Annotated in this window: 21 protein-coding genes and 1 tRNA gene; 9 read left to right on the top strand and 13 right to left on the bottom strand. The window is 59.4% G+C overall.

The annotated features are described in order from the left end of the window. Positions 1-12: 12 nt before the first annotated feature. Complete coding sequence (locus EQW76_RS30175; RefSeq protein ID WP_142831541.1) at positions 13-1,689, top strand: flagellin; 1,677 nt, start codon at positions 13-15, stop codon at positions 1,687-1,689. A gap of 299 nt (positions 1,690-1,988) precedes the next feature. On the opposite strand, the gene EQW76_RS23245 is transcribed toward EQW76_RS30175, so the two are convergent. Then, positions 1,989-2,402, bottom strand: coding sequence for a cupin domain-containing protein (locus EQW76_RS23245; RefSeq protein ID WP_143123265.1), 414 nt, complete (start codon positions 2,400-2,402; stop codon positions 1,989-1,991). Positions 2,403-2,480: 78 nt separating this feature from the next. Further along, positions 2,481-3,443 carry a zinc-binding alcohol dehydrogenase family protein gene (locus EQW76_RS23240; RefSeq protein WP_142831539.1) on the bottom strand — a complete coding sequence of 321 codons (963 nt, stop codon included), beginning with the start codon at positions 3,441-3,443 and terminating at the stop codon, positions 2,481-2,483. A 236-nt stretch (positions 3,444-3,679) separates the two neighbouring features. Here EQW76_RS23240 and EQW76_RS23235 point away from each other — a divergent pair, with 236 nt between their 5' ends. After that, entirely contained in the window at positions 3,680-4,159 is a 480-nt protein-coding gene (locus tag EQW76_RS23235; RefSeq protein WP_142831567.1) for a MarR family transcriptional regulator, read from the top strand. A gap of 88 nt (positions 4,160-4,247) precedes the next feature. On the opposite strand, the gene EQW76_RS23230 is transcribed toward EQW76_RS23235, so the two are convergent. After that, positions 4,248-4,323: transfer RNA gene (locus EQW76_RS23230), tRNA-Ala, on the bottom strand. A gap of 147 nt (positions 4,324-4,470) precedes the next feature. Next, a complete protein-coding gene (locus tag EQW76_RS23225; RefSeq protein ID WP_142831538.1) occupies positions 4,471-4,860 on the bottom strand; it encodes a TIGR02300 family protein in 390 nt (129 codons plus the stop codon). Between the two features lie 307 nt (positions 4,861-5,167). Between EQW76_RS23225 and EQW76_RS23220 the strand changes: the two genes are divergently transcribed. The 3 genes from EQW76_RS23220 (at position 5,168) to rpsA (ending at position 8,345) form a co-directional block, all read left to right on the top strand. Then, a complete protein-coding gene (locus tag EQW76_RS23220) occupies positions 5,168-5,812 on the top strand; it encodes an FMN-binding negative transcriptional regulator (protein ID WP_142831537.1) in 645 nt (214 codons plus the stop codon). A 26-nt stretch (positions 5,813-5,838) separates the two neighbouring features. Further along, on the top strand, positions 5,839-6,471 hold the full coding sequence (gene cmk, locus EQW76_RS23215; RefSeq protein WP_142831536.1) for a (d)CMP kinase: 633 nt from the start codon (positions 5,839-5,841) through the stop codon (positions 6,469-6,471). Positions 6,472-6,644: 173 nt separating this feature from the next. Beyond that, the gene (gene rpsA, locus EQW76_RS23210; RefSeq protein WP_142831535.1) at positions 6,645-8,345 is read left to right on the top strand and encodes a 30S ribosomal protein S1; all 1,701 of its coding nucleotides are present in this window, start codon (positions 6,645-6,647) and stop codon (positions 8,343-8,345) included. A 102-nt stretch (positions 8,346-8,447) separates the two neighbouring features. Here rpsA and EQW76_RS23205 read toward each other — a convergent pair whose 3' ends face one another. The 3 genes from EQW76_RS23205 to EQW76_RS23195 all read right to left on the bottom strand — a co-directional run bounded on the left by EQW76_RS23205 (position 8,448) and on the right by EQW76_RS23195 (position 11,775). Next, the gene (locus EQW76_RS23205) at positions 8,448-10,061 is read right to left on the bottom strand and encodes a hypothetical protein (RefSeq protein ID WP_142831534.1); all 1,614 of its coding nucleotides are present in this window, start codon (positions 10,059-10,061) and stop codon (positions 8,448-8,450) included. Between the two features lie 232 nt (positions 10,062-10,293). After that, the gene (locus tag EQW76_RS23200; protein ID WP_142831533.1) at positions 10,294-10,920 is read right to left on the bottom strand and encodes a ribonuclease D; all 627 of its coding nucleotides are present in this window, start codon (positions 10,918-10,920) and stop codon (positions 10,294-10,296) included. Between the two features lie 174 nt (positions 10,921-11,094). Beyond that, positions 11,095-11,775, bottom strand: coding sequence for a sugar transferase (locus EQW76_RS23195; protein WP_142831532.1), 681 nt, complete (start codon positions 11,773-11,775; stop codon positions 11,095-11,097). A gap of 766 nt (positions 11,776-12,541) precedes the next feature. Between EQW76_RS23195 and EQW76_RS23190 the strand changes: the two genes are divergently transcribed. Next, positions 12,542-12,835 (top strand): exopolysaccharide production repressor protein, encoded by a 294-nt coding sequence (locus EQW76_RS23190; RefSeq protein ID WP_142831531.1) that lies wholly within the window; start codon positions 12,542-12,544, stop codon positions 12,833-12,835. Positions 12,836-12,841: 6 nt separating this feature from the next. Here EQW76_RS23190 and EQW76_RS23185 read toward each other — a convergent pair whose 3' ends face one another. Continuing rightward, positions 12,842-13,594, bottom strand: coding sequence for a metallophosphoesterase family protein (locus tag EQW76_RS23185; protein WP_224129433.1), 753 nt, complete (start codon positions 13,592-13,594; stop codon positions 12,842-12,844). A gap of 306 nt (positions 13,595-13,900) precedes the next feature. Here EQW76_RS23185 and copC point away from each other — a divergent pair, with 306 nt between their 5' ends. Both copC and copD read left to right on the top strand, forming a co-directional pair. Further along, positions 13,901-14,269, top strand: coding sequence for a copper homeostasis periplasmic binding protein CopC (gene copC, locus EQW76_RS23180; protein WP_142831529.1), 369 nt, complete (start codon positions 13,901-13,903; stop codon positions 14,267-14,269). Continuing rightward, positions 14,266-15,153 carry a copper homeostasis membrane protein CopD gene (gene copD / locus EQW76_RS23175; RefSeq protein ID WP_142831528.1) on the top strand — a complete coding sequence of 296 codons (888 nt, stop codon included), beginning with the start codon at positions 14,266-14,268 and terminating at the stop codon, positions 15,151-15,153. The genes copC and copD overlap by 4 nt, the downstream gene beginning before the upstream one ends. Before the next feature lie 11 nt (positions 15,154-15,164). Here the strand turns inward: copD and EQW76_RS23170 are convergent, their stop codons facing one another. The 4 genes from EQW76_RS23170 to EQW76_RS23155 all read right to left on the bottom strand — a co-directional run bounded on the left by EQW76_RS23170 (position 15,165) and on the right by EQW76_RS23155 (position 18,966). Further along, the gene (locus tag EQW76_RS23170) at positions 15,165-15,449 is read right to left on the bottom strand and encodes a hypothetical protein (RefSeq protein WP_143123264.1); all 285 of its coding nucleotides are present in this window, start codon (positions 15,447-15,449) and stop codon (positions 15,165-15,167) included. A gap of 287 nt (positions 15,450-15,736) precedes the next feature. Then, positions 15,737-17,854 carry a catalase gene (locus EQW76_RS23165; RefSeq protein ID WP_142831526.1) on the bottom strand — a complete coding sequence of 706 codons (2,118 nt, stop codon included), beginning with the start codon at positions 17,852-17,854 and terminating at the stop codon, positions 15,737-15,739. Between the two features lie 139 nt (positions 17,855-17,993). Next, positions 17,994-18,608, bottom strand: coding sequence for a general stress protein (locus tag EQW76_RS23160; protein ID WP_142831525.1), 615 nt, complete (start codon positions 18,606-18,608; stop codon positions 17,994-17,996). Between the two features lie 40 nt (positions 18,609-18,648). Next, on the bottom strand, positions 18,649-18,966 hold the full coding sequence (locus tag EQW76_RS23155) for a PepSY domain-containing protein (RefSeq protein WP_142831524.1): 318 nt from the start codon (positions 18,964-18,966) through the stop codon (positions 18,649-18,651). Positions 18,967-19,281: 315 nt separating this feature from the next. On the opposite strand from EQW76_RS23155, the gene EQW76_RS23150 reads away from it, so the two are divergent. Next, a complete protein-coding gene (locus EQW76_RS23150) occupies positions 19,282-19,863 on the top strand; it encodes a hypothetical protein (protein WP_142831523.1) in 582 nt (193 codons plus the stop codon). Positions 19,864-19,968: 105 nt separating this feature from the next. Here EQW76_RS23150 and tkt read toward each other — a convergent pair whose 3' ends face one another. Next, on the bottom strand, positions 19,969-22,014 hold the full coding sequence (gene tkt, locus EQW76_RS23145; protein ID WP_142831522.1) for a transketolase: 2,046 nt from the start codon (positions 22,012-22,014) through the stop codon (positions 19,969-19,971). Positions 22,015-22,151 lie beyond the last annotated feature (137 nt).

Genomic DNA, 22,151 nt, shown 5'->3' with positions numbered 1-22,151 from the left:
CCTGGGGGTTGTATGTCGTCGATCAAGACGAACCTGTCTGCGATGGCGGCTTTGCGGACGCTGGGGAGCGTTACGCAACAGCTGACCTCAACGGAGAAGCGTGTCTCCTCCGGTTTGAAAGTCGCTTCCGCATCCGACAATGCCACCTATTGGTCCGTTGCCACCACCATGCGTTCGGACCGGGGTGCGACGTCTGCCGTGGCCGATGCGCTCGGCGTGGCATCTGCCACCGTCGACACTGCCTATGCCGGGATGACGTCGGTGCTCGATACGCTTTCCGCATTCAAGGCAAAGCTCGTGACGGCCAAGGAAGGCAGCGTTGACAAGAGCAAAGTCCAGGATGAACTCGATCAGTTGAAGCAGCAGGTCGCAAGCGTCGCCACCAGCGCCAGCTTCAACGGCGTCAACATGCTGAGCTATAGCCAGGCGGCAAACCTTAAAACCACCAATTCGGTAACGACATCGGTTCCGGCAGCCTTCGTTCGTTCCGCCGACGGCACGGTGTCCATCAGCGATAGCGACATCGACATGACGAAGACCATCCTCTTCAACACAGGTGGCGGCGGGTTGCTGCAAAGCGACAGCGACGCGCTGGGCCTTGCCACCCTTGGCAGCTTTTCCGGCGGCAGCATCGGCGCGGTGGCCGGCCATCAGGACTTCAATTTCACCGGCGCGCAAACATTCGGCGCCAGCGATGCCGTTTCCTTCGACCTCACGCTCGATGCCAGCGACGCGTCTGCCGGCAACAGCTACTCGATCACGATCGATAGAAGTGTCGTCACGGCTGCCCTTGGCGCTGTGGCAAACGGCAAGATCGCGACCGGACAGGACATGGCGGCGGTGCTCAACAAGGCATTCCAGCTGGCCGGCGCACCGGCCTCCTCTGGGGGCGGAACCACGAGCTTTGAAATCGCCACACGGCATGCAACGGGCCTTGCGGGCTCCAGCGTGTCCACCAGCAATCTGGTATCCACTCTCAGTGGAGGGTCGGGCCTGGGCCTGGAGAGTGCGCCAACGGCGTCTGTGCAAAATGTTTATCCGCAGGTCGATTTCAGTTTCGGAAGTCGCTTTGCAGTTCCGGAAGGCCAGTCGTTCTCTTTCAGTTTCGCAATAGACGGCAGTTCGCAGCAGACCATCAGCGTCGACCGCGCCACCGTCGATGCAGCGCTCGGCACGTCTGCCAACGGGATCGTTTCTACGGCAGACGACATGGCGGCTGTGCTTGGTGCTGCCGGCCAGCAGAAGGGACTTCTGGCAACCGCGAGCGGCGGGTCGGTGACGCTGTCAGGCGACAAGGCCCGGTATCCGACGGCCGGTGTCGGCATGACTGTGTCTGCGCCACAGAAGCACACCGCCGGTGCAATCGACTTCAATTTCACCGATATCGACATCACCACCGCCGGGGCCGATGTCGACTATTATATCAGCGGCCTCGATGCGATGCAGAACAGGGTGACGGCCGCCGCTGCACTGCTCGGTTCGCTGCAATCGTCGATCGGCGTCCAGTCCGATTTCGAAAACTCATTGATGGACAGTATCGACCGGGGCGTTGGTCGGCTTGTCGATGCGGATATGGAAACCGAATCATCCAAACTGGCGGCACAGCAAACCCAGCAGCAGTTGGCCGTGCAGTCGCTGTCCATAGCCAATCAGGCACCGCAGAGACTGCTGTCGCTTTTCCGCGGCTGATGCACATACAGCCGACGCGGCAGAACAGCCCATTCCGCGAATATGCAGGATCAAGCAAACGTGAAGCCATATGCCGGCTATCGGGCGCCAACCAGCGCGCGAAATGCTCATTCGTCAGCTTCGGCTCATTTTAGCATGGCATTCGAGTGTCTCGCCTCTGCCCCACACAGGCGAAAAAAAGCGCAAGAGCCGTATCTCTTCGCTCGAGGCTGACGACACCCCCCGGATTCGTCAGCCTCTTCTTTGTTCTGCTCCGAGTGAGCTCATGCCGGCCAAGTCGAGCACCATGTCTGGATCGCCTAGCGCGGGACAAAGTCCTCAAGATGCGGCAGCAGGACGACGCTTTCTTTCTCATTCGGATCGGTTCGGGCTATGACAACCGTCGCTGCCGTATCGCTCAGATTGGCGGGCAGATGCGGGACGCCTGCGGGGATGTAAAACATCTCGCCCTGTCGCACCACAACATGCTGTTCCAACTGTTCGCCAAACCAGCACTGCGTCTCGCCGGAAAGTGCGTAGATCGCCGTCTCGTGCTCGGCGTGCAGATGTGCCTTGGCCCGTCCGCCCGCCGGAATAGTCAGCAGATGCATGCAGATCCGGGTCGAGCCGACCGTCTCGGCGGCAATCCCTTCAAAATACTCCAATCCCTGCTTGCCGGCATAGGTGGTTTCCGGTCGGACAACGCGGCATGTGGGCTTAGACAAAGCATTCATTCGACGTCGCTCCCTAGTGTTTAAGTTCTGGGTGCCGATGGGCCTCTGATCTTTTCAATCCAACCGGCGAGCTACACTTCAGCCGGAGCCGGACATCGTAAATACCGTGCGGCAAGTGCTTTCGTCCAGCGGATATGCCTCGTCGAATTCAGAGAAGGGAACGGGCTTGAACGCGACCTGGAACCTGCCTCCAGCCGCTGCTTTCAAGACTTCGCCGAGGACGTGCAGGAAGCGCTTGGGGGGCACGCTGCCGATCCCGCTGCCCATCAGGTCGATTGCGGACGACCGCAGGATCGATGCGGAAAGATCGATATCCGAACCCGCGATTGAACCGACCTGGACAAACCGCATTGGCGCCGGGCTGGTTTCCGCCTTTGTAGACAGAATCGCTTCCGCGCTCTTCCCCCAGAGGTAGTCGATAACGACGTCCACGCCGGAGCGAAGCTCCTGTCTCAGGCTCTCCTTTAATGCTTCCTGATCACCGCTGAGTGGAATGATGACATCGGCACCGAGCGCTTCCAGTTCGCGCAGGCTGTCCTTGTTTCCACGGCCTGTGGCGATGACCTTTCGGGCGCCGAGATGCTTGGCGATCTGGATCGCCAGCCGCCCGGATGTCCCGGCTGCGCCGTTGACCAGCACCGTTTCGCCGGGTTGCAATCTTGCGCGTTCGCTGTAGGCCGCCCATGACGACATGCCCGGATTGGCGATTGCTGCAGCGGTCAAGTCATCAAGATCATCGGCAAGCGGGATGCATTGATTGGCGGCAATGACGGCCACATCAGCCATCGCGCCGACAGGGGGACGCGGCAGCACGAAATAGACACGTTGCCCGTCATCCAAAGTCCCCACACCGTCAATGCCCACGCCGAAGGGAAACTGGCCGACAGCACTGTAGTGATGCCCGGATGCCCGGCTCTTGGTAACCTGGCTGACGGCCGAGGCAGTGACTTTGACGCGGACTTCGCCTGCGGAGGCAACGGGTTCCGGAATGTCTGTCAGGATGGGCGGTTGCCCGGAAGCTGTAACGATCGCGGCTTTCATAGATTTTGTCCTTTGATTGTGCCGGGGCTATCTCGGCCGGATAAGCACTGAGGGCCGCGGCCCAACGCCGAGTGCGGCGCCCGGGGGGCTTCCCGATTTCGGCGTCGCTGAAGACGCCGGGTCATTTTCCCACGAGATAGCGCGCATTGGTGAACCCTGTTTAGCGCAGGCGGCAAAACGATTTGTCATCGGCACTCAATTGCGTGTATTATGCATGTATCAGAGGGATTGCTACGATGTCAAATAAAAACGTGCATAATACACTTAATGGAAAAGTTCTCCGCGAACTCCACGGCGCGCTGCTCGATATTGTCAGCGTGATGAACCGTCCTCAGCGGGACGAGGCCATGGTCAAAAAGGCAGGAATCTCGCTTGATCGCGCTCTTTTCCCACTGCTCGTCATGATCGAGAGGCTGGGACCCATAGGTGTCATCGAATTGGCCGACCGGGTAGGACGGGACTACACCACCGTCAGTCGCCAGGTTGCCAAGCTTGAGAGCCTCGGGCTGGCCGACCGCAAGGAGAACCCTTCCGACCGCCGATCGAGACAAGCCACGATCACCGCTGCCGGCAAGGCAATGACCGACCAAGTCGACCTGGCCCGGGAGAAAATTGGCCGGGCAATCTTCAGCACATGGGCAGAAGAGGACGTCGCCAATCTCGTACGCCTGATGCGACAACTGGCAGATGCGATGAATGCCGAATTCGAGGATTGATCAGGCGAGATCCGGTCCGCCTGCGATGATCGCGGTTGGCGGAATGATGAAATTGCGATGTTGTGAATGATTTGTTCTTGGGAAAATTTGGTGGAGCTAAGCGGGATCGAACCGCTGACCTCTTGCATGCCATGCAAGCGCTCTCCCAGCTGAGCTATAGCCCCATCGAAATGGTCCGGTCTGGCCGGCCTGGGTCCCCGTGGAGCGCTTCGCTCGTTGGGGTGGCGGCTTATTACGTCTGGTAAATTCAGATAGCAAGCCGAAAAATCAGGGCCCGCGCACTTTTCTTTGCGCGGGCCGGAGCGGGTCGATCAGACCTCGTCGTCATCGCCCGTAACGCCGATGATGTCGCTCATATCGTCGTCATCGTCGTCTTCGTCGGGCGCCAGGAATGTGTCGTCGTCATCGTCGTCGCCGTCGATCTCGACGTCGTCGTCACCGATATCCGGGATGTCGTCGCCAGCCGCGGCTTCGTCGGCTTCTTCCAGCGAAACCAGTTCGACTTCTGGGTTTTCAACGTCGACTTCCGCGACCTCTTCCTCTTCCGGAACTTCCTTCACGGCAGCTGCGGTTTCCTCGAAGAAGGACAGGGGCCAAGACTTGCCACTGTAGGGAGAAACCACTGGGTCCCGGTTCAGGTCGTAGAATTTCTTGCCGGAGTCCGGGTCGGTCCGCTTCGTTCCAAGTTCCGCTTTCGCCACTGTCATAGCCTCGTGAATGGCCGAAGAGATATTCGGCAGTGCCGTGCAAGCCGGCGTTTCATAGGGAAATTATTAGCCGGTCCCCATAGTCGTTATGGCCGTTTCTGTCAAAGCCTAACTTCGCCAAAGGCCTTTCCGGGCTCATCGGAATGCCCGCAAAGGCTTGAAATTTGCTCTTATCGAGCGGTCGCGATCCTTCATAAAACCTTGGTTGATGACTGGTCGGCAACGGCCAAACCGTGATAAATCGCGCCACGTTTGCCGCGTCGTCCCGCACGGCCGGATACACACTTCGCCAAGGGTTGCCATGTACCAGCCGCCGCATTTCCGGGAAGACCGCATCGATATCCAGCACGGGCTGATCCGCGCCCATCCGCTCGGGTTGCTGATCTCCTCGGGCGCCGATGGTCCGGTTGCCAATCCCATACCGTTTCATCTCGATCCGTCCTTTGGGAGCAAGGGCCGGCTGCAGGCGCATGTGGCGCGCGCCAACGGCCAGTGGCGGGAGATCCGTGACGGCGCACCGGTGCTGGTCGTCTTCCAGGGGCCGCATGCCTACATCACCCCGTCCTGGTACCGCACCAAGCTGGAAACCGGCAAGGTCGTGCCGACCTGGAATTACGCCATCGTGCAGGTGCGCGGTCCGGCACGGGTCATAGAGGATGGCGCCTGGATCCGCGCCCAGGTCGAGGCATTGACCCGCGACCAGGAAGGACCGCGTGCAGAGCCCTGGGCGGTCGGCGATGCGCCCGACACTTATATTGCGTCCCAGATCAAGGGCATCGTCGGCATCGAGATCGATATCGCCGAGATCGACGGCAAGTGGAAAGTCAGCCAGAACCGTTCTGAAGCCGACCGCAATGGCGTCGCGCAAGGGTTGATGGCCGAGCCGGACGTTGCGAACGACGCGGAGGCCATGGCCGCCATGGTAAACGAACGCGGCAAGCCGTGAGCAATCTTAGACAGCAGGAGCAAGGCATGATCATCGCCATCGACGGGCCGGCCGCTGCCGGCAAGGGAACGCTGTCGCGCCGGATTGCCGAGACCTATGGCTTCCACCATCTCGACACGGGCCTGACCTACCGCGCGACGGCGAAGGCGTTGCTCGATGCCGGCCAGCCTCTGGACGACGAGGCGGTGGCCGCAGCCGTGGCGGCAGGGCTCGACCTCAACGCGCTCGACCGGTCGGTCCTGTCGCGCCACGAGATCGGCGAGGCGGCCTCGAAGGTTGCCGTCATGCCGACGGTGCGCCGGGCGCTGGTGGAAGCGCAGCGGCAGTTTTCGCGGATGTTGCCGGGCACCGTGATTGACGGCCGCGATATCGGTACCGTCGTCTGTCCGGACGCGCCGGTGAAATTCTACGTGACGGCATCGGCCGACATCCGCGCCCGTCGGCGGTTTGACGAGATCGTCGCGAATGGCGTCACAGCGGATTACGAGGCGATTTTCGAGGACGTGAAGCGCCGCGACGAGCGCGACATGGGAAGGGCCGACAGCCCTTTGCGTCCCGCTGCAGACGCGCACTTGCTTGATACGTCGGAAATGAGTATAGAGGCGGCGTTTCAGGCGGCTAAAACCATCATCGATGCTGCCCTGAACCGACATGCCTGAATTAAAGTCGGCGTCACGTGGTTGCCACGGGGCGCTTTTGCATCAAGCAAAGCCTGGGTTTCCGTCCCCGCGCCGGATTGTCCTCTTCGAGAGGGCGGACTGGATCCAGGTTCATCAGAACAACCCACCGGCGCCCAGTGTCCGAGACCATCCGGGACACGCCAGGAGATTTTATGTCTGTAGCTGCCACCTCGCATGAGGATTTTGCCTCCCTGCTCGAAGAGTCTTTTGCCAAGAACGATCTGGCTGAAGGCTACGTTACCAAGGGTATCGTCACCGCCATCGAAAAAGATGTTGCGGTTGTCGACGTCGGCCTCAAGGTCGAAGGACGCATCGCGCTCAAGGAATTCGGCGCCCGCTCCAAGGGTAGCGAACTGAAAGTCGGCGACGAAGTCGAAGTTTACGTCGAACGCATCGAAAATGCGCTGGGCGAAGCTGTTCTGTCGCGCGAAAAGGCTCGCCGCGAAGAGAGCTGGGTCAAGCTCGAAGCCAAGTTCGAAGCCGGAGAGCGCGTCGAAGGCGTGATCTTCAACCAGGTCAAGGGCGGCTTCACCGTCGATCTCGACGGTGCCATCGCCTTCCTGCCACGTTCGCAGGTAGACATCCGCCCGATCCGCGACGTCACGCCGCTGATGCACAACCCGCAGCCCTTCGAAATCCTCAAGATGGACAAGCGTCGCGGCAACATCGTTGTCTCGCGTCGTACCGTTCTCGAAGAATCCCGCGCTGAACAGCGTTCGGAAATCGTCCAGAACCTCGAAGAAGGCCAGGTTGTCGACGGCGTCGTCAAGAACATCACCGATTACGGTGCGTTCGTCGACCTCGGCGGTATCGATGGTCTGCTGCACGTGACCGACATGGCATGGCGCCGCGTCAACCATCCGTCGGAAATCCTGTCTATTGGCCAGCAGGTCAAGGTTCAGATCATCCGCATCAACCAGGAAACTCATCGTATCTCGCTCGGCATGAAGCAGCTCGAGTCGGATCCTTGGGATGGCATCCAAGCCAAGTATCCTGAAGGCAAGAAGATCTCCGGCACCGTCACGAACATCACCGACTACGGTGCATTCGTCGAACTGGAACCCGGCATCGAAGGCCTGATCCACATCTCGGAAATGTCCTGGACCAAGAAGAACGTACACCCCGGCAAGATCCTGTCGACGACGCAGGAAGTCGAAGTGGTCGTTCTCGAAGTCGACCCGACCAAGCGCCGTATCTCGCTTGGCCTCAAGCAGACCCTCGAAAACCCATGGCAGGCTTTTGCCCATAACCACCCGGCTGGCACCGAAGTCGAAGGCGAAGTCAAGAACAAGACCGAATTCGGCCTGTTCATCGGCCTCGACGGCGACGTCGATGGCATGGTGCACCTCTCCGACCTCGACTGGAACCGTCCAGGCGAACAGGTCATCGAAGAGTACAACAAGGGTGACATGGTCAAGGCCGTGGTTCTCGACGTCGACATCGAGAAGGAGCGTATCTCGCTCGGCATCAAGCAGCTCGGCAAGGACGCCGTTGGCGACGCAGCTACCTCGGGCGAACTCCGCAAGAATGCGGTTGTCTCGTGCGAAGTGACTGCAGTCAACGAAGGCGGCATTGAAGTGAAGCTCGTCGAGCACGAAGACGTTTCTTCGTTCATCCGTCGCGCCGACCTGTCGCGGGATCGTGACGAGCAGCGTCCTGAGCGTTTCTCGGTCGGTCAGATCGTCGACGCCCGCGTCACCAACTTCTCCAAGAAGGACCGCAAGATCATGCTGTCCATCAAGGCGCTCGAAATCGCTGAAGAGAAGGAAGCCGTCGCACAGTTCGGTTCGTCCGACTCCGGCGCTTCGCTCGGCGACATCCTCGGCGCGGCTCTGAAGAACCGCGGCGAATAATTCTCGCAAGTCTTGCTGAATTAAGAAACCCGCCGGAGCGATCCGGCGGGTTTTTTGTGTCCGGCGTATAAGCCGGATTTGTCGGAGCCTGTCGCGAAACGCTCAGGCGCCCATGCGCTGGTAGAGATCGTAACCGGCGCTGGGTACCGGCTCGGTGGATGTCGGGCGGGGCGGAGCTGTCAGCGACGAGCGGCTGACCGGAGGCAAATCAGCGGAAACTTCGGAATTTGACCCGGCTTCCAGCATGTCGAGCGCCTCTTCGGCGGGGGTTTCCGGCTCTTCCTCGGGTTCGGCGTCCTCTTGCGGCTGGTGGCCAGGATATTCGTGCTCGTCGTCATCGACGGCGTCGACGCGGTCGATGCGGAGGGCTTCCTTGTTCTTGACGACATCATCGCCCGGCGCATAGGGCACGGTGACGAAGGCAACGGCGAGGCCCGGCGGGACGGCAGCAGGGGCGTGCTGCAGGGCCACCGGCGGTAAGGCTTCAGGCTGGTCGGACTGTGAATTGGCAACGGCGACCGCTAGTGCCTGCTCCGCTGCCACGGTTTGTGGCGTGAGCGAGACGGGTATGGCGTTGGCGAGAGGAGGTGTCCGCTCCGGCGCGGTCGCTGCGCCGGGTACCCGCAGGTTCTGCAGTTCCGTGCCGTCTATCATGTCTGCGATCAGCGCCTGGGCAATAGCCTTGTCGGCCAGCGGCGCGGCTTCAGCCAAGGTCTGCAGCAAATCGGTGCCGGTTGCCTGGACCAACCGGTCAAAGACGGCCTTTAGCCCCTCCTTGATGTCGCTACGGATCTGCTGGTTGGCGCGCGGCATGCTTTCGTCCGGCGTCAAAGTCGGGACGGCCGTCTTTGTGGGGTCTGCTGAAGGTGCCGGTGCGGCAACGGTCTGTGCTTGTGGCGCCTGTGGTGCTTGGGCGGCTGCAGTGTTTGCCGGCGCCGTCGAGGGCTGGGCGGTCGCGGCAGGCACCGAAGGATTTCGCAGTTGTTGGTCTGTCGGGTCCTTCAGGGCAATGGTGGCAGTTTCCGGCGGATGCGGATCGACAGTAGTTTCCGGTGGTTGGAGTTGCACGATGTCTGCAGGAGCGGTGGCGGCAGACGTCGCGGCGGCAGGTTGGCCAGGCTGCGGAGGAACGGTGCTCGGGAGGGCGGCCGTCTGCGTGGCTCCGTTGCGCAAAGGCAAAGGTAGCGCTGCGGCTGCCGTTTCGGCCTGGCTGTTGTTCTGCCCGTAGGAGGCAACGACCGACTTGGTTGCCAGATCTTTTTCCTTGTAGCGGACGACTTCGAGATAGGCGATGAGTTGCGCTGCCTCAGCGCCGGCCGGATCGTGAAGTGCGGCAGCCACCAGCGTCAAGGGCGCCGTCTGTCCCTTCGCGGCCAGTTGCTGCTGCAACGCTGCCATCTGCTTTGGCGGCAGTTCGGTCATGGTGTCTGCGAGCCTCAGCGCATAGGCGGCCTTGCTCTCGCCGGGTGCCTGCGGCAATGCGAGGGACTGGCTGACAGCGTCGATGACGGCAAACAAGCTGTCGAGCATCCTGGCACGTGCATTGAGCAGGAGGATATTCAGCTTGCCTTCCACCCCGGCGCTGGCAGCCAGTGACAAGGCAACCGCTGCATCCGGCTCGGACGAAAGCCCGGACAGCATCTCCGTTACGACAACGACCTCGCGCTGCGGGGCGACGGGACTTGCGCTGGAAACCGCGGCAACGGGAGGCAACATCGGCATGCTCCATATCGGACAGCTGAAAATGGACACAATAACGGAAACAAAAACAGGGCTGCTTATGCAGACATGGCATCCCAGAGCCAGATAACGGCTGCGCGGCGCATCATGGCGCCTGTCGAATGCGAGTAGTTACCGATAAAATATCGCCAAGAGCGTTAACAAGCCGTTAAGGAAGCGAAATCCATCGCCGATAATTCCGCATTGCACACGAAAAGACTTCGTATGCCTAGCTGTGGGCGAAAATATCGGTGTCTTGCCAACCGAGCAAATCCAGCTTGGCCCGGGTCGGCAGGAATTCGAAACAGGCTTGCGCATGCTCCATTCGTCCGTCGCGAACCAGGCGATAAGTCAGCTTGTCGCGAAGCGCATGAAGGTGGAGCACGTCTGAGGCCGCATATTCGAGCTGGGCCTGCGAAAGCTTGTCTGCGGCCCAGTCGGTCTGCTGCTGTGCCTTGGACACGTCGACCTCCAGCATTTCCTTGAGATTGTCCTTCAGGCCGTGGCGATCGGTGTAGGTGCGGCAGAGGCGTGAGGCTATCTTGGTGCAGAACACAGAAACGGTGGTAACGCCGAACGTATGGAACAGCACGGCAATATCGAATCGGCCGTAGTGAAAGATCTTCTGGCGGGTCGGGTCTGCGAGCATGGCAACGAGGTTGGGAGCATCCGTTTGCCCGGCGGCGATCCGGATGACGTCGGCGCTGCCGTCGCCAGGCGAAAGCTGCACGACGCAGAGGCGATCGCGGCGCGGTATCAGGCCCAGTGTTTCGGTATCGATTGCGATCGCGTCAGAATATCGCGCTGCGGCCACGTCGGAAAGGTCGCCTTCGTGATAGCGGATGGTCGTTGCCATGATGTCTCCGGTCTGGTCGTCCACTTGCGAGCTTTGAGACCGCTATAGCGCAGAGACACTGCCGGGGATACCTCTCGAGGGCACTGGACGAAGAGGTTGGTCGTGGGGCTTAGCCCTCAGACACAGAAAATGCCGGCAAATCGCCATGCCGGCATTTTCAATTGCAGAGGTCGATCAGTAGCTGCCGCGGGAGAGGCATACAGCCGGGATCGTCTTGGCGATGATTGTCACGTCGCTCAAGAGAGACCAGTTCTTCACATAGTGCGTGTCGAGACCAACACGTTCTGCGTAGGACACATCGTTGCGCCCGCTGACCTGCCAGAGACCTGTCAGACCCGGACGAGCCTTCAGATAGTAGACTGCAGAGCTTTCATAGAGCATCAATTCGTCTTCCACGACGGGACGTGGACCAACAATGCTCATTTCACCACGGATGATGTTCAGCAGCTGCGGCAATTCGTCGAGGCTGAGCTTGCGGAGCACCGCGCCGACAGGCGTAACCCTAGGATCGTCCTGGAGCTTGCGGGTTGCCAGCCATTCTTCGCGCGCTTTTGGGTTGGCGTCGAGATGCTTGCGCAGCACCTGATCGCCATCGACGACCATCGTGCGGAACTTCAGGCACTTAAATGTGCGACCGTTGTGGCCGATACGAGAATGCCCGTAAAGCGCAGGGCCCTTGTTCGTAAACTTGACCAATGCAACCAGCATCAGGAAAACCGGGCTGAGAAACAGCAGGGCCATCGATGCCAGCGCGAGGTCGAATCCCCGCTTCAGAATACCGCCTGTCGGTGGATGAGTGCCGGAACTTGCGGCGTTGAAAAAAGCCGGATCGGCCGATCTCGTCGCATACTTCATAGATTGCTCCACTTTTGTTGGCGATTGGTCGGATACGTCAGGGGAGGGTAGATAGGGCTCCATGTTCAAGAGTATATCGCAGGACATGGTTTTTTTAAGCCAAATTTTTGTAACACGTGTGGCGACGTGAAAAATCGTGGCGTTTGTCGATAGTATAGAAATTTTCAAGCGCAAATTTTCGGTTTTTATGCTTAGAAAAGTTGCTTAATTTTTTGCTAAAATTGCTTTTATAATGACATTATACAAAATTTATCCCAAAAAGCGCGTAAAAGTCGGAAATATATACGTTGTCGCCATCCGCATAATCGCAAGATATATTGTCTGCCGCCTTTCAATCGTTTCAAATTCTAATCGTTTTTGCTGCAATGCATCTATTTTGTTGCGACGCACTCTTGCGCCATCGGCATCGTCACTTTGTAATAATATTTGATTGAAGGTGACTTTTGCACGCCAATGTGACCGCGATTGGTGCCTGTCTGCTGCGAGAGTTGAGGTTTAGAAAATGGCAGGAAAATGACGAATATTAATTCGAGCGACTTCATTCGCCGTTAATATTGATGCAACTTAACGTCGTGTCGATCGGCGTAAAAATGCTTGGGCTACACCAAAAATTCATGATCGCAGGGCATCATAAATCCGCGACTGAAGAACAGCATGTGATTGAATTATACCGCTTTCTAAAATATATTCATTTTCCGGGAGCGGGAAGAACTGCAGCGATGTATTCGGTCGGCTTATCAACGAAATTTACTTCAAGGTGACATTCATGAGTGCGCCACGCGTGTTCGCGGGCATGTTCGTTACGATCATCGTCTTTGCAATCGTGACTTATTGCATGACCGGATCTCTCGTCATAACCGTACTGGAATCAATTGCTGCGGCTATCTTGCTGCAACTCGGCTATTTTCTGTGCATTGGCTATCTTGTGTGGAAGCAGGCGAAGCGCGCAGCGGCCAGCGGCGCCACCGATCTCATCAACAGCGCCGAAAGCCTTCGCGACGACAAGATCTCCCATTTGCCGTCCACGCCTTTCAACCAGCCTGGTCCGTTGGGCCATTAACAACGCTCAGGTCGACATGACGTTGACCGTGCCCTCGTAAAATCGTGCCACCGACAAACTTCCGGAGTGAAATGCGCCGGTATCGAGATTGAGGCGACGACCACGCGCTTCAGGCGATTTCACCTGTGTGTGGCCATGCACGACGAGCTTTGGAAGTGGCGTGCGGCTTTTCAGGAAGCGCCCTCGGATGAAGACGAGATCCTGATCGGTCTGGTCGGCTATGGACAAGTGCGGATCTATGCCGGCGTGAACGAAAAGCACGCTCGGGGTGTCCAGCATGATCGGCAGGTCTCTCAGAAATGCGATGTGATCCGCAGGCAGCGAGGCGCGGATAAAGTCGTCGAGCTTCTTGGGCGAAGGATATTGCCGCGCCAGGTGATTGCTATCCAGCCCGTAAGATAGAAGCGTGGCCTCGGCGCCCATGGCCAGCCACTGCGTCAAGGTGATCTCGCCGTCGACATATGCCAGCATCGCTGTTTCATGGTTGCCGGTGAGGCAGATGCGGTCGAAACCCTCCGGCGCCGGGGTCATGAGATGGCTGACGACCCTGGCCGAATCCGGGCCACGATCAATGTAGTCGCCGAGCGTAATCATCAGCTTGCGCCCGGGAAATTGCGCTGCGTCGGCGGTGATCAATGCCTCGATGGCGGTCAGCAGATCGTAGCGACCGTGTATATCGCCGATCGCGTAAGTGGGTACTCCTGCTATATCGCGAAACTCACGTCGACGCTGACTTTCCTGCATTCCATTGCCTGCCATAAAATGCCTTCACGGTCCTGGGTTATTCGCCATCGCGGCGCCGGTTCGCTGACATGCTACTCGCTTGGCCCTCAAATGACCGCCACTTTCTTTGCAGCCTTGGGTATATCACCTGCAATCCTCCATCTGCGCCCTTGGTGCAAGGGCTTGCGGCAAAGCGTCACCATGGGGAGCGCAACGATATCATTCGATTGACAGGGGCTTTTGACGCTCCTACCGGCTTTTCGTGCAGTTTTGGTTTTCCGGACCGACTAGCTGCACCTTCACGTTCCGTGAGCGTTGTTTCATCTGTCGCAAGGAGTCGTCATGACCAATCGTAGCGTCGCTTCAGCTCTCCTGTTTCTCTGCACGCTCGGCGTCGCTGGCCAGGCGTCGGCGCATGCCCATCTCAAGACTTCGCTGCCGGCGGATAAGAGTACCGTTGCATCGGCGCCTTCGGCGGTGACGATGACGTTCACCGAAAGCCTAAATCTCAAATTTTCGGGCATCAAGCTGATCGGGCCGGAAAAGGCTGCGGTGAAAACAGGGGACGCGAGCCTTAGCGATGAAGACAAGGGTCTGACCGTGCCTGTCGCCGGTCCGCTTACGGCTGGACCCTACACCGTCGAATGGCATGTGCTGTCCAGCGATGGGCACAAGACCAGCGGCTCCTTCACTTTCACCGTCAAGCCTTGATCGAACCATCGACAGCGATCCAAATCTGCCGCTTTCTGCATGACAGCGCCCTGTTGCTGTTGTGGGGTACGGCTGCTTTCGTCGCGTTTCTCATGCCACCCTCGCTGGCCGCCCAGATGCTGCGGCGGCTCGGCGTCTTTCCGCTGGCTGCAGCCGGGGTGGCGGTTCTGACGACAGTGGCAGCATTACCGTTACAGGCAGCAGCTCTGGGTAATGGGTGGCCCGATGCCGTGGACGGGGCAACAGTGTATGCCGTCCTCGTCGCAAGTCCGTTCGCTCTTTTCTTTCAGGCGCAGGCGGTGGCAGGGTTACTTCTAATGCTGGCCTTCATCCGCCGCGCTGACAGGCGAATGGGGACCGTGGCCCTTGCGTCAGCGCTTGGCCTCGCGGGGCTGGCCCTGACCGGGCATGCCTCCATGGAAGATGGCCTGCTCCGGATTGCCCATCGGCTCAACGATATCGTCCACCTTCTCGCCGGCGGGGCATGGCTAGGAGCATTGATCCCGTTTGTGGTCGTGCTGAGGATGCTTGCGGTGCCCGAATATCATACCGCGGCGCAAGTTGCGCTGCGGCGTTTTTCGAACGTCGGACACGGCGCCGTCTTTCTGGTGTTGGCGACGGGGATCGTCAATTCCATCATGACGCTCGGCCGCTGGCCAACTGACTGGTCATCGCCATACCTGCTGATCCTGACGATGAAGATCGCTGCTGTCGGCATGATGACATGTCTTGCTATCGTCAACCGCTATGTGTTCGTTCCGGCGATCGCTGAAAACCCGGACGCCGCGTTGCGGTCAATCCGGCGGGCTAGCTTGGTCGAGATCCTGCTGGGTGTTGCCGCTATCGGGCTGGTAGCCGTGTTCGGCACGCTCGATCCGACTTGACCGTACGGGCTTCAACGTTCGCATCTTTGCGAGAGATAATGGTTGTCGTCGTCGCAGCGGGTGAAGCCACTCGCCGGTGAGGCGCCGGAGGCCGAAATCGACCCGGTGATCCGGGGCTCAGGCGAGGGGTCACGGTGTACGAAGCCCATTCCCGCCAGCATCACGACGGCTGCGACGACCACGACAATCTCGCCGAACGAAAGCTTGTGCGCGGCAACGTGTTCGCGATAATCCTTTTCGCGATTGCCTGCAGGTTCGTCCCGGTGGGGCTGCTCGAAAAAATCACAACATGCCATATCAATATCTCCCAGCGCTTAAGGTCGCTTTGATGCAAGGCCGACCGCAAACCAGCGGGTGAGGCTGGTCATGGCGCTTGCAGGCGTCATGTGTGATCGGGGCGTGGGTTATTGAAGGGCGGAAAACGAAACGGACGGTTCGGAAAATCTGACTAATATGGATAGGTACGACGAAATAGGGCTTTTTTCGTAACAATCGTGCCCATTGCAATATCCATTGCGGAAAATAAAAAGGCCACGCAGCCTTGAAATGGCTGCGTGGCCTATCTTGAAACGATCCCGAAGCCTTACGGCAACTTGACGGAAGGCTCGCGGCCCCAGACGCGGAGCTTGCCGATTTCCTCGAAGAAGCCGGTCAGATCCCCGGTTCCGGAGAGACTGATCGTGCCTTCGTCGAGCGCATCGGCGATGCCGGCCTTCTGCATCAACGGAAGAGCTGCATCGACATAGCCAATGTATTTGCAGTGAGAGAAGGCATCGGCCACGAAGTCGCGTGCCGTTGCTTCCCGTACCAGCTCTTCCGTGCCTTCCGGTGAGGTCAACAGCATGACGGCATCATAGAGAACAGATGGTCCGCCATCGATCATCTGATGCGCGGCCAGCCACTTGCCATCGGATGCGGTGACACCGCCAACCTTCGGCGCGATCACCTCGAAGTCTGCCTTGGCATCGACCACTGCGGCAACGACTGCCTTGACCATGGCGGCATCGACGCCGTCGGTCACAAGAATCCCCAGCTTGCGACCCTCGAAGCGCATCGGGCCCTTTCTGGCAATGCTGAGCGAGGGCAACTCTTCGAGGTCCTGGCGTGTCGCGACAGCGGCATCGGCCGGCTTCGGCATCGTCTGCAGACCGAGCTTGCGGGCAACCGTCGATGCCAGTGTCTCGTCGATATTGAAGAGGTGCGAGACGACCCGCTCGCGGATGACCGGCGTCATGACCTTGCTGAGTTCGAAGGTGATGGCCGCCACGATATGGCGCTGCTCGGGCGGCGTCTGGCTGATGTAGAACTGCCGCGCCTGGCTGTAATGGTCGGCAAAGCTTTCCGGACGCAGCCGAACCTTCTGGCCCTGCTCCTCGGACGCAAAGTGACGATAGCCCGAGGTCGGCGATTCCCGCGCACCTTCACCCCAGGAATTCGGCTGGTAGTTGGCACGACCCTTTGGGTTGTGCATCGCCATGTGGCCGTCCTGCTGGAAATTGTTGAACGGACATTTCGGCGCATTGATCGGGATATGAGCGAAGTTCGGGCCACCCAGGCGCTTCAGCTGCGTATCGAGATAAGAGAAGTTGCGGCCCTGCAGCAGCGGATCGTTGCTGAAATCGATACCGGGCGGCACGTTCTGGGTCATGAAGGCGACCTGTTCGGTCTCGGCAAAGAAGTTGTCGGGCATCCGGTCCAGCACAAGGCGGCCGACGGGTACCGGCTTCAGGATCTCTTCCGGGATGAGCTTCGTCGCATCGAGCACATCGAAGTCGAATTTATCGGCAAAGTCCTGGTCGAAGAGCTGCACCTGCAGTTCCCACTCAGGGAAGTTGCCGGACTGGATGGCCTGGTAGAGATCGCGGCGGTGGAAATCCGGATCGGCGCCGTTGATCTTGACCGCTTCGTTCCAGGCGACCGATTGCAGGCCGAGTTTCGGCTTCCAATGGAACTTGACGAAGGTCGATTTGTTTTCGGCGTTGACGAAGCGGAAGGTGTGGACGCCGAACCCTTCCATGAACCGGAAGGAACGGGGAAGGCCACGGTCGGACATCACCCACATGATCATGTGCATGCTTTCAGGCGTCAGGCTGATGAAGTCCCAGAAATTGTCGTGGGCCGACTGCGCCTGTGGGAAGCCCTTGTCAGGCTCGGGCTTGACGGCGTGGATGACGTCGGGAAACTTGATGGCGTCTTGGATGAAGAACACCGGGATGTTGTTGCCAACCAGATCCCAGTTGCCCTCCTTGGTATAGATCTTGACGGCAAAGCCGCGCACGTCGCGGGCAAGGTCAAACGAGCCCTTGCTGCCGGCAACCGTCGAAAAACGCACGAAAGCCGGTGTCTTTTCGCCAGGCCGCTGGAACAGGTCGGCTCGCGTGTAGTCGGCCAGCGACTCATAGGTTTCGAAATAGCCGTGGGCACCATAGCCGCGCGCGTGGACGACGCGTTCAGGGATGCGCTCGTGGTCGAAATGGAAGATTTTTTCGCGGAAATGAAAGTCGTCGATCAGTGCCGGGCCGCGCGCTCCGACCTTGAGAGTGTTCTGGTCATCCGAGACGGGGCCGCCCTGGGACGTTGTCAGAACAGGCGTATCGCCTTCGGCATACTGGTGAAGCTCGCCACCGTTACCGCGCTGCAGCGTCTGGTCATGAATTGTCACCTTGTCAGAGACAAAGGTCTGGGTTGGTTTTCTAGCCATCTGGGTTCTCCGGTCGGGGGTAGGTCCAAGCTCAACCTAGACCTCGCGACATCGTTCCCTATTTTCTCAAAATAGCCCGATGCCCGAAAACCACGAAAGCCGGCCACGGGGGCCGGCTTTCCTTTGGATGATAAGACGATCAAATGCGGGGATTGTTAGTACCGTAGCGATTGCGCTCGGCATCGATTTCCGACTGCGAATAGGGGTCGAGCGTGTCGTCGAAGCGGTTCCAGCCCTCGGCGGTATAGGCCGTGCGACGGTCCGTCAGGTTTACACGCTTGGAGCGGTCAAGGATCGCTTCAGCTGAAACGGCTTCGTCCTCTTCGACCTGCGCGGTGACCAGAGTGCCGCCACGGCGGACACCTTCAGCGTAGACATGGGCGTCTTTTTCCGGCACGCCGGAACTGATGAGGGCGCCAACGACACCGCCGGCCGCACCGCCTACCACTGCACCCGCAACGGCGCCCGTCAGCGTGGCGACAAGCCAACCGGCTGCGACAACCGGGCCGACGCCTGGGATGGCAAGCATGCCGAGGCCTGCGAGCAATCCGCCGGCACCACCGGCAACTGCGCCAATGCCAACGCCGGTTCCGGCGCCTTCAGCTGCATTGTTACCCTGATCCTCAACCTTGCGCCCGTCGGCAGTGTTGGAAACGATGCTGATGTTCTTCGATGCAATACCGGCGCTTTCGAGCTGGCCAACCGCAGTCTTTGCATCATCATAGTTGTCGAACAGACCTGTGACAGTTCTCATGGTGGTTTCCTTCCGAATGTTATTATTGTTGAGGACGGGATTACTTTGCCTGGACGACGTTGCCCTGGTAATCGAGCGACACCTGAACTGGCTTGGCATCCTTATTTGCGCTGGCACGCCAGATGCCCTGGTCGTCGAGCTTGAGGTCGGCGACATCTGCAAAGCCGGCCGCTTCGATGCGCGACTTCGCCTGCGATTCCGTGAAGCTGTTCTTGCCCTGGACCGGTGCACCGGCGTTGGTGGTTTCAGGCGTGGCGACTGCCGGTGTATCCTGCGAGGTTGTCGGTGTCTGGCTCTGCGCAAAGGCAACCGAAGTCGTCATCAGGGCAGCAATCGACGTCAGCAAAATCTTCTTCATCGGGGTTTCCTCGTCTGTCTTGTTTTGTTTGTTGCCCTCTCACAACCAGTTCGCTGTTGAGTTGTTCCAAGCCGAAATTGAACTAATTGCGTGGGCCCAACGGTATGGGGAGTTTGCCAGCAAGCCCTCCAAGACTGACGCAAAGTGCACGTCAACCCTCTGGGATAGCTCGGATTTCCGTTTGATCAAGCGATAGGTCGGGGGACGTGAACCCGTTTACAAGCGGGCATTCGCGGCGTCCGGGCGAGAAATATTCGGGCTCAGAAATGCCCGCAAAACAGCAACGATCAAATGACCGTCATTGCGTGAAACATTATGGTTCACATCACGTTTACGCTGTCGACAAGGATGGTGGACCAGATGAACCCCACCCAGCAGAGACAGAATTTTCGCGCCAATTCCAGCAAGCAGTCAGATGCAGACACGTTGCGAGAGGCGCGCGATCTGGTAGACCAGTATCTGCGCTATCTAAAGCTGGCGGATCTGGGGCTCGACGTCGTCGACATCGACGATCTCCCGTTCCGCAAACAATTGCTTGTCAGCGCGGTGCGTCTGCTGATCGCAACGGAATCCTCGGCAACCACCCGCCAGCAGCTGCGCAAGGTCGGGCTGACTCTCGCTTCATTCCAGGACGATATCGGCCAGCGAATGACCATGCGTCCGCTTCCAGCGGAGGAAAGGATGAGCGAGCAAGAGCTGCAGGCGGCAATGAAAAAACATCGCCATCTGATCGCGAGATTTGATCGCGCTTTCGCGGCGATGGCCACGGAGCGCGTTCGCCTGGACGATCTGTTCCAGCAGTCGATGCGCATGGCCGAGCGCCGGGAAAGCAATGCCGCGGCAGCATCTCGCCGGCCAGCCTACGAGGCGGGTGGGACGTATTCGCCATACCTCTGACTTCGGTAATATGGTCGAGAGACGACAGACTTAATTCCTCAACGAAAATGCCGCCTCACCGGGCGGCATTTTCTATTCGGGAGATTGGGAGTTTTCTTCAGCGGTTCAAGCAGCGAGGGCAGCAACCACGTCGCGGCCGGCGCGGGCGACGGCTTCGGTGTTGATATCGAACTTGCGGTAGACATCCTCGATTTTGCCGGATGCGCCGAAGTCGTGCATGCCGACGAAACGACCGTCGAGACCGAGATACCTGTCCCAGCTATCCTGCACGGCAGCCTCGACCGCAACGCGTGCGCGCGTCTCGCCGAGCACCGATGCCTTGTAGGCGGCATCCTGGGCTTCGAACAGCAGCTTGCAGGGCATGGAGACGACGGCGGTCGGAATACCCTCGGCCTGCAGTAGGTCGCGCGCTTCGACGGCCAGATGCAGTTCGGATCCCGTCGCAAAAATCGTCAGCTTGCGGGGACCGCCCTCAGCCTCCAGCAGCACGTAGCCGCCCTTGGCCGAGAGGTTTTCCGTGCCGGGATCGCGGCGTAGCAGAGGCATCGGCTGGCGTGACAGGGCAATCAGCGCTGCCTGGCGCGGTGCGTCGAGAATCGCCTCCCAGCATTCGGCCGTTTCGATCGGATCGCCCGGACGGTAGACAGCAAGCTTCGGGATGGCACGCAGCGCGCTCAGATGCTCGACCGGCTGATGCGTCGGACCGTCTTCGCCGAGGCCAATCGAATCGTGGGTCATGACGAAGATGGTGCGGATATCCATCATCGCTGCCAGGCGGATTGCCGGGCGGCAATAGTCGGAGAAGGTCAGGAAGGTGCCGCCGTAGGGCACCAGTCCGCCATGCAGGGCTATGCCGTTCATCGCCGCAGCCATGCCGTGCTCCCGAACGCCGTAGTGGACATAGGAGCCGTCGAACTGGCCGGCCGGGATTTCAACCTGGTTCTTCGCCTTGGTGTTGTTGGATGGTGTCAGGTCAGCCGAGCCGCCGAGCATCTCCGGAATTGCATCGAACAGATGGTTGAGGACGATGCCGCTTGCCTGTCGCGTGGCGAGATCCTTGTCGCTGCCAAGCAGCTCTGTCTTGGCGTCGGTGACTGCCTGCTTCCAGCCGGCCGGCAGCTCGCCTTTCATGCGGCGGTCGAAATCTTCGCCCAGCCCATCGGGGGCTGCCTTGACGCGGTCGGCCCAGGCCATGCGAGCATCGCGCCCCTTGGCGCCGATCGCCCTCCAGGCATCCAGCAGTGGCTGCGGGATTTCGAAAGGTGCTGCATCCCACTTCAGCAGACGGCGCGCGCCGGCAATTTCTTCTTCGCCGGGTGCATCGCTGTGCGCCTTCTGGGTGCCCGCCTTGGTCGGGAAGCCGAAGCCGATGACGGTCTTGCAAGAGATCATCGACGGCTTGTCGGTCACCTTCTGTGCTTCGACGATTGCTGCGCGGATAGCATCGGTGTCGTGACCGTCGATTTCCTGCACATGCCAGTTCGACGCCCGGAAGCGTGCTGCCTGATCATCGGACTCGGACAAGTTGACTGCACCGTCGATCGTGATCGAATTGTTGTCGAAGAACGCGATCAGGCGGCCTAGCTTGCGGTGGCCGGCAAGCGAGATTGCCTCGTGGCTGATGCCTTCCATCAGGCAACCGTCGCCCATGAATACATAGGTGAAGTGGTCGACCAGGGCATCGCCGAATTTGGCATTCATGATGCGTTCGGCAAAAGCCAGGCCCACGGAATTGGCGAGACCCTGGCCAAGCGGACCTGTGGTGGTCTCGATGCCGGGGGCATGGTGGTATTCGGGGTGACCTGGCGTGCGGCTGTCGATCTGGCGAAAGTTCTTGATTTCGTCGATGGTCATTTCCTTGACGCCGGTCAGGTAGAGGAGGCTGTAGAGCAGCATCGAGCCATGGCCGTTGGAGATCAGGAAACGGTCGCGGTCAAACCAGTGCGGGTCTGCTGCATCGAACTTCATGAACTCGGAAAAAAGCACCGTGGCGATATCGGCCATGCCCATCGGCATGCCCGGATGGCCGCTTTTTGCTTTCTGCACCGCATCCATCGACAGGAAACGGATGCAATCGGCCATGTCGCGCAGGTGCTGGTCGCGCGGGGCAGGAACGGTTTTTTCGGTCTGGACCGGGGATTGGGTTGCCATGGTGATGCTCCAAATTTCGTTCGCTGGGAATGGTTTTGCCGCGCGACAGGGCCGGGGCTCGTCTATTGGTAGATATAGCCAGGCTGTGGAATTCAACCGTCCTCCGCAAAAGGTGAACGGCTAGGGATGGCAGGGGG

The sequence above is a fragment of the Rhizobium sp. rho-13.1 genome, assembly GCF_007000305.1.
Lineage (GTDB): Bacteria > Pseudomonadota > Alphaproteobacteria > Rhizobiales > Rhizobiaceae > Rhizobium > Rhizobium rhododendri.
Note: the sequence above shows the minus strand (reverse complement) of the source record. Positions and strands in the feature narration are given on the sequence as shown.

Excerpts from the sequence above, each read along its gene's own strand:
- EQW76_RS30175 (WP_142831541.1), top strand. The coding sequence starts at position 13 with ATGTCGTCGATCAAGACGAACCTGTCTGCGATGGCGGCTTTGCGGACG.
- EQW76_RS23245 (WP_143123265.1), bottom strand. The coding sequence starts at position 2,402 with ATGAATGCTTTGTCTAAGCCCACATGCCGCGTTGTCCGACCGGAAACC.
- EQW76_RS23240 (WP_142831539.1), bottom strand. The coding sequence starts at position 3,443 with ATGAAAGCCGCGATCGTTACAGCTTCCGGGCAACCGCCCATCCTGACA.
- EQW76_RS23235 (WP_142831567.1), top strand. The coding sequence starts at position 3,680 with ATGTCAAATAAAAACGTGCATAATACACTTAATGGAAAAGTTCTCCGC.
- EQW76_RS23220 (WP_142831537.1), top strand. The coding sequence starts at position 5,168 with ATGTACCAGCCGCCGCATTTCCGGGAAGACCGCATCGATATCCAGCAC.
- cmk (WP_142831536.1), top strand. The coding sequence starts at position 5,839 with ATGATCATCGCCATCGACGGGCCGGCCGCTGCCGGCAAGGGAACGCTG.
- rpsA (WP_142831535.1), top strand. The coding sequence starts at position 6,645 with ATGTCTGTAGCTGCCACCTCGCATGAGGATTTTGCCTCCCTGCTCGAA.
- EQW76_RS23205 (WP_142831534.1), bottom strand. The coding sequence starts at position 10,061 with ATGTTGCCTCCCGTTGCCGCGGTTTCCAGCGCAAGTCCCGTCGCCCCG.
- EQW76_RS23200 (WP_142831533.1), bottom strand. The coding sequence starts at position 10,920 with ATGGCAACGACCATCCGCTATCACGAAGGCGACCTTTCCGACGTGGCC.
- EQW76_RS23195 (WP_142831532.1), bottom strand. The coding sequence starts at position 11,775 with ATGAAGTATGCGACGAGATCGGCCGATCCGGCTTTTTTCAACGCCGCA.
- EQW76_RS23190 (WP_142831531.1), top strand. The coding sequence starts at position 12,542 with ATGAGTGCGCCACGCGTGTTCGCGGGCATGTTCGTTACGATCATCGTC.
- EQW76_RS23185 (WP_224129433.1), bottom strand. The coding sequence starts at position 13,594 with ATGGCAGGCAATGGAATGCAGGAAAGTCAGCGTCGACGTGAGTTTCGC.
- copC (WP_142831529.1), top strand. The coding sequence starts at position 13,901 with ATGACCAATCGTAGCGTCGCTTCAGCTCTCCTGTTTCTCTGCACGCTC.
- EQW76_RS23170 (WP_143123264.1), bottom strand. The coding sequence starts at position 15,449 with ATGGCATGTTGTGATTTTTTCGAGCAGCCCCACCGGGACGAACCTGCA.
- EQW76_RS23165 (WP_142831526.1), bottom strand. The coding sequence starts at position 17,854 with ATGGCTAGAAAACCAACCCAGACCTTTGTCTCTGACAAGGTGACAATT.
- EQW76_RS23160 (WP_142831525.1), bottom strand. The coding sequence starts at position 18,608 with ATGAGAACTGTCACAGGTCTGTTCGACAACTATGATGATGCAAAGACT.
- EQW76_RS23155 (WP_142831524.1), bottom strand. The coding sequence starts at position 18,966 with ATGAAGAAGATTTTGCTGACGTCGATTGCTGCCCTGATGACGACTTCG.
- EQW76_RS23150 (WP_142831523.1), top strand. The coding sequence starts at position 19,282 with ATGGTTCACATCACGTTTACGCTGTCGACAAGGATGGTGGACCAGATG.
- tkt (WP_142831522.1), bottom strand. The coding sequence starts at position 22,014 with ATGGCAACCCAATCCCCGGTCCAGACCGAAAAAACCGTTCCTGCCCCG.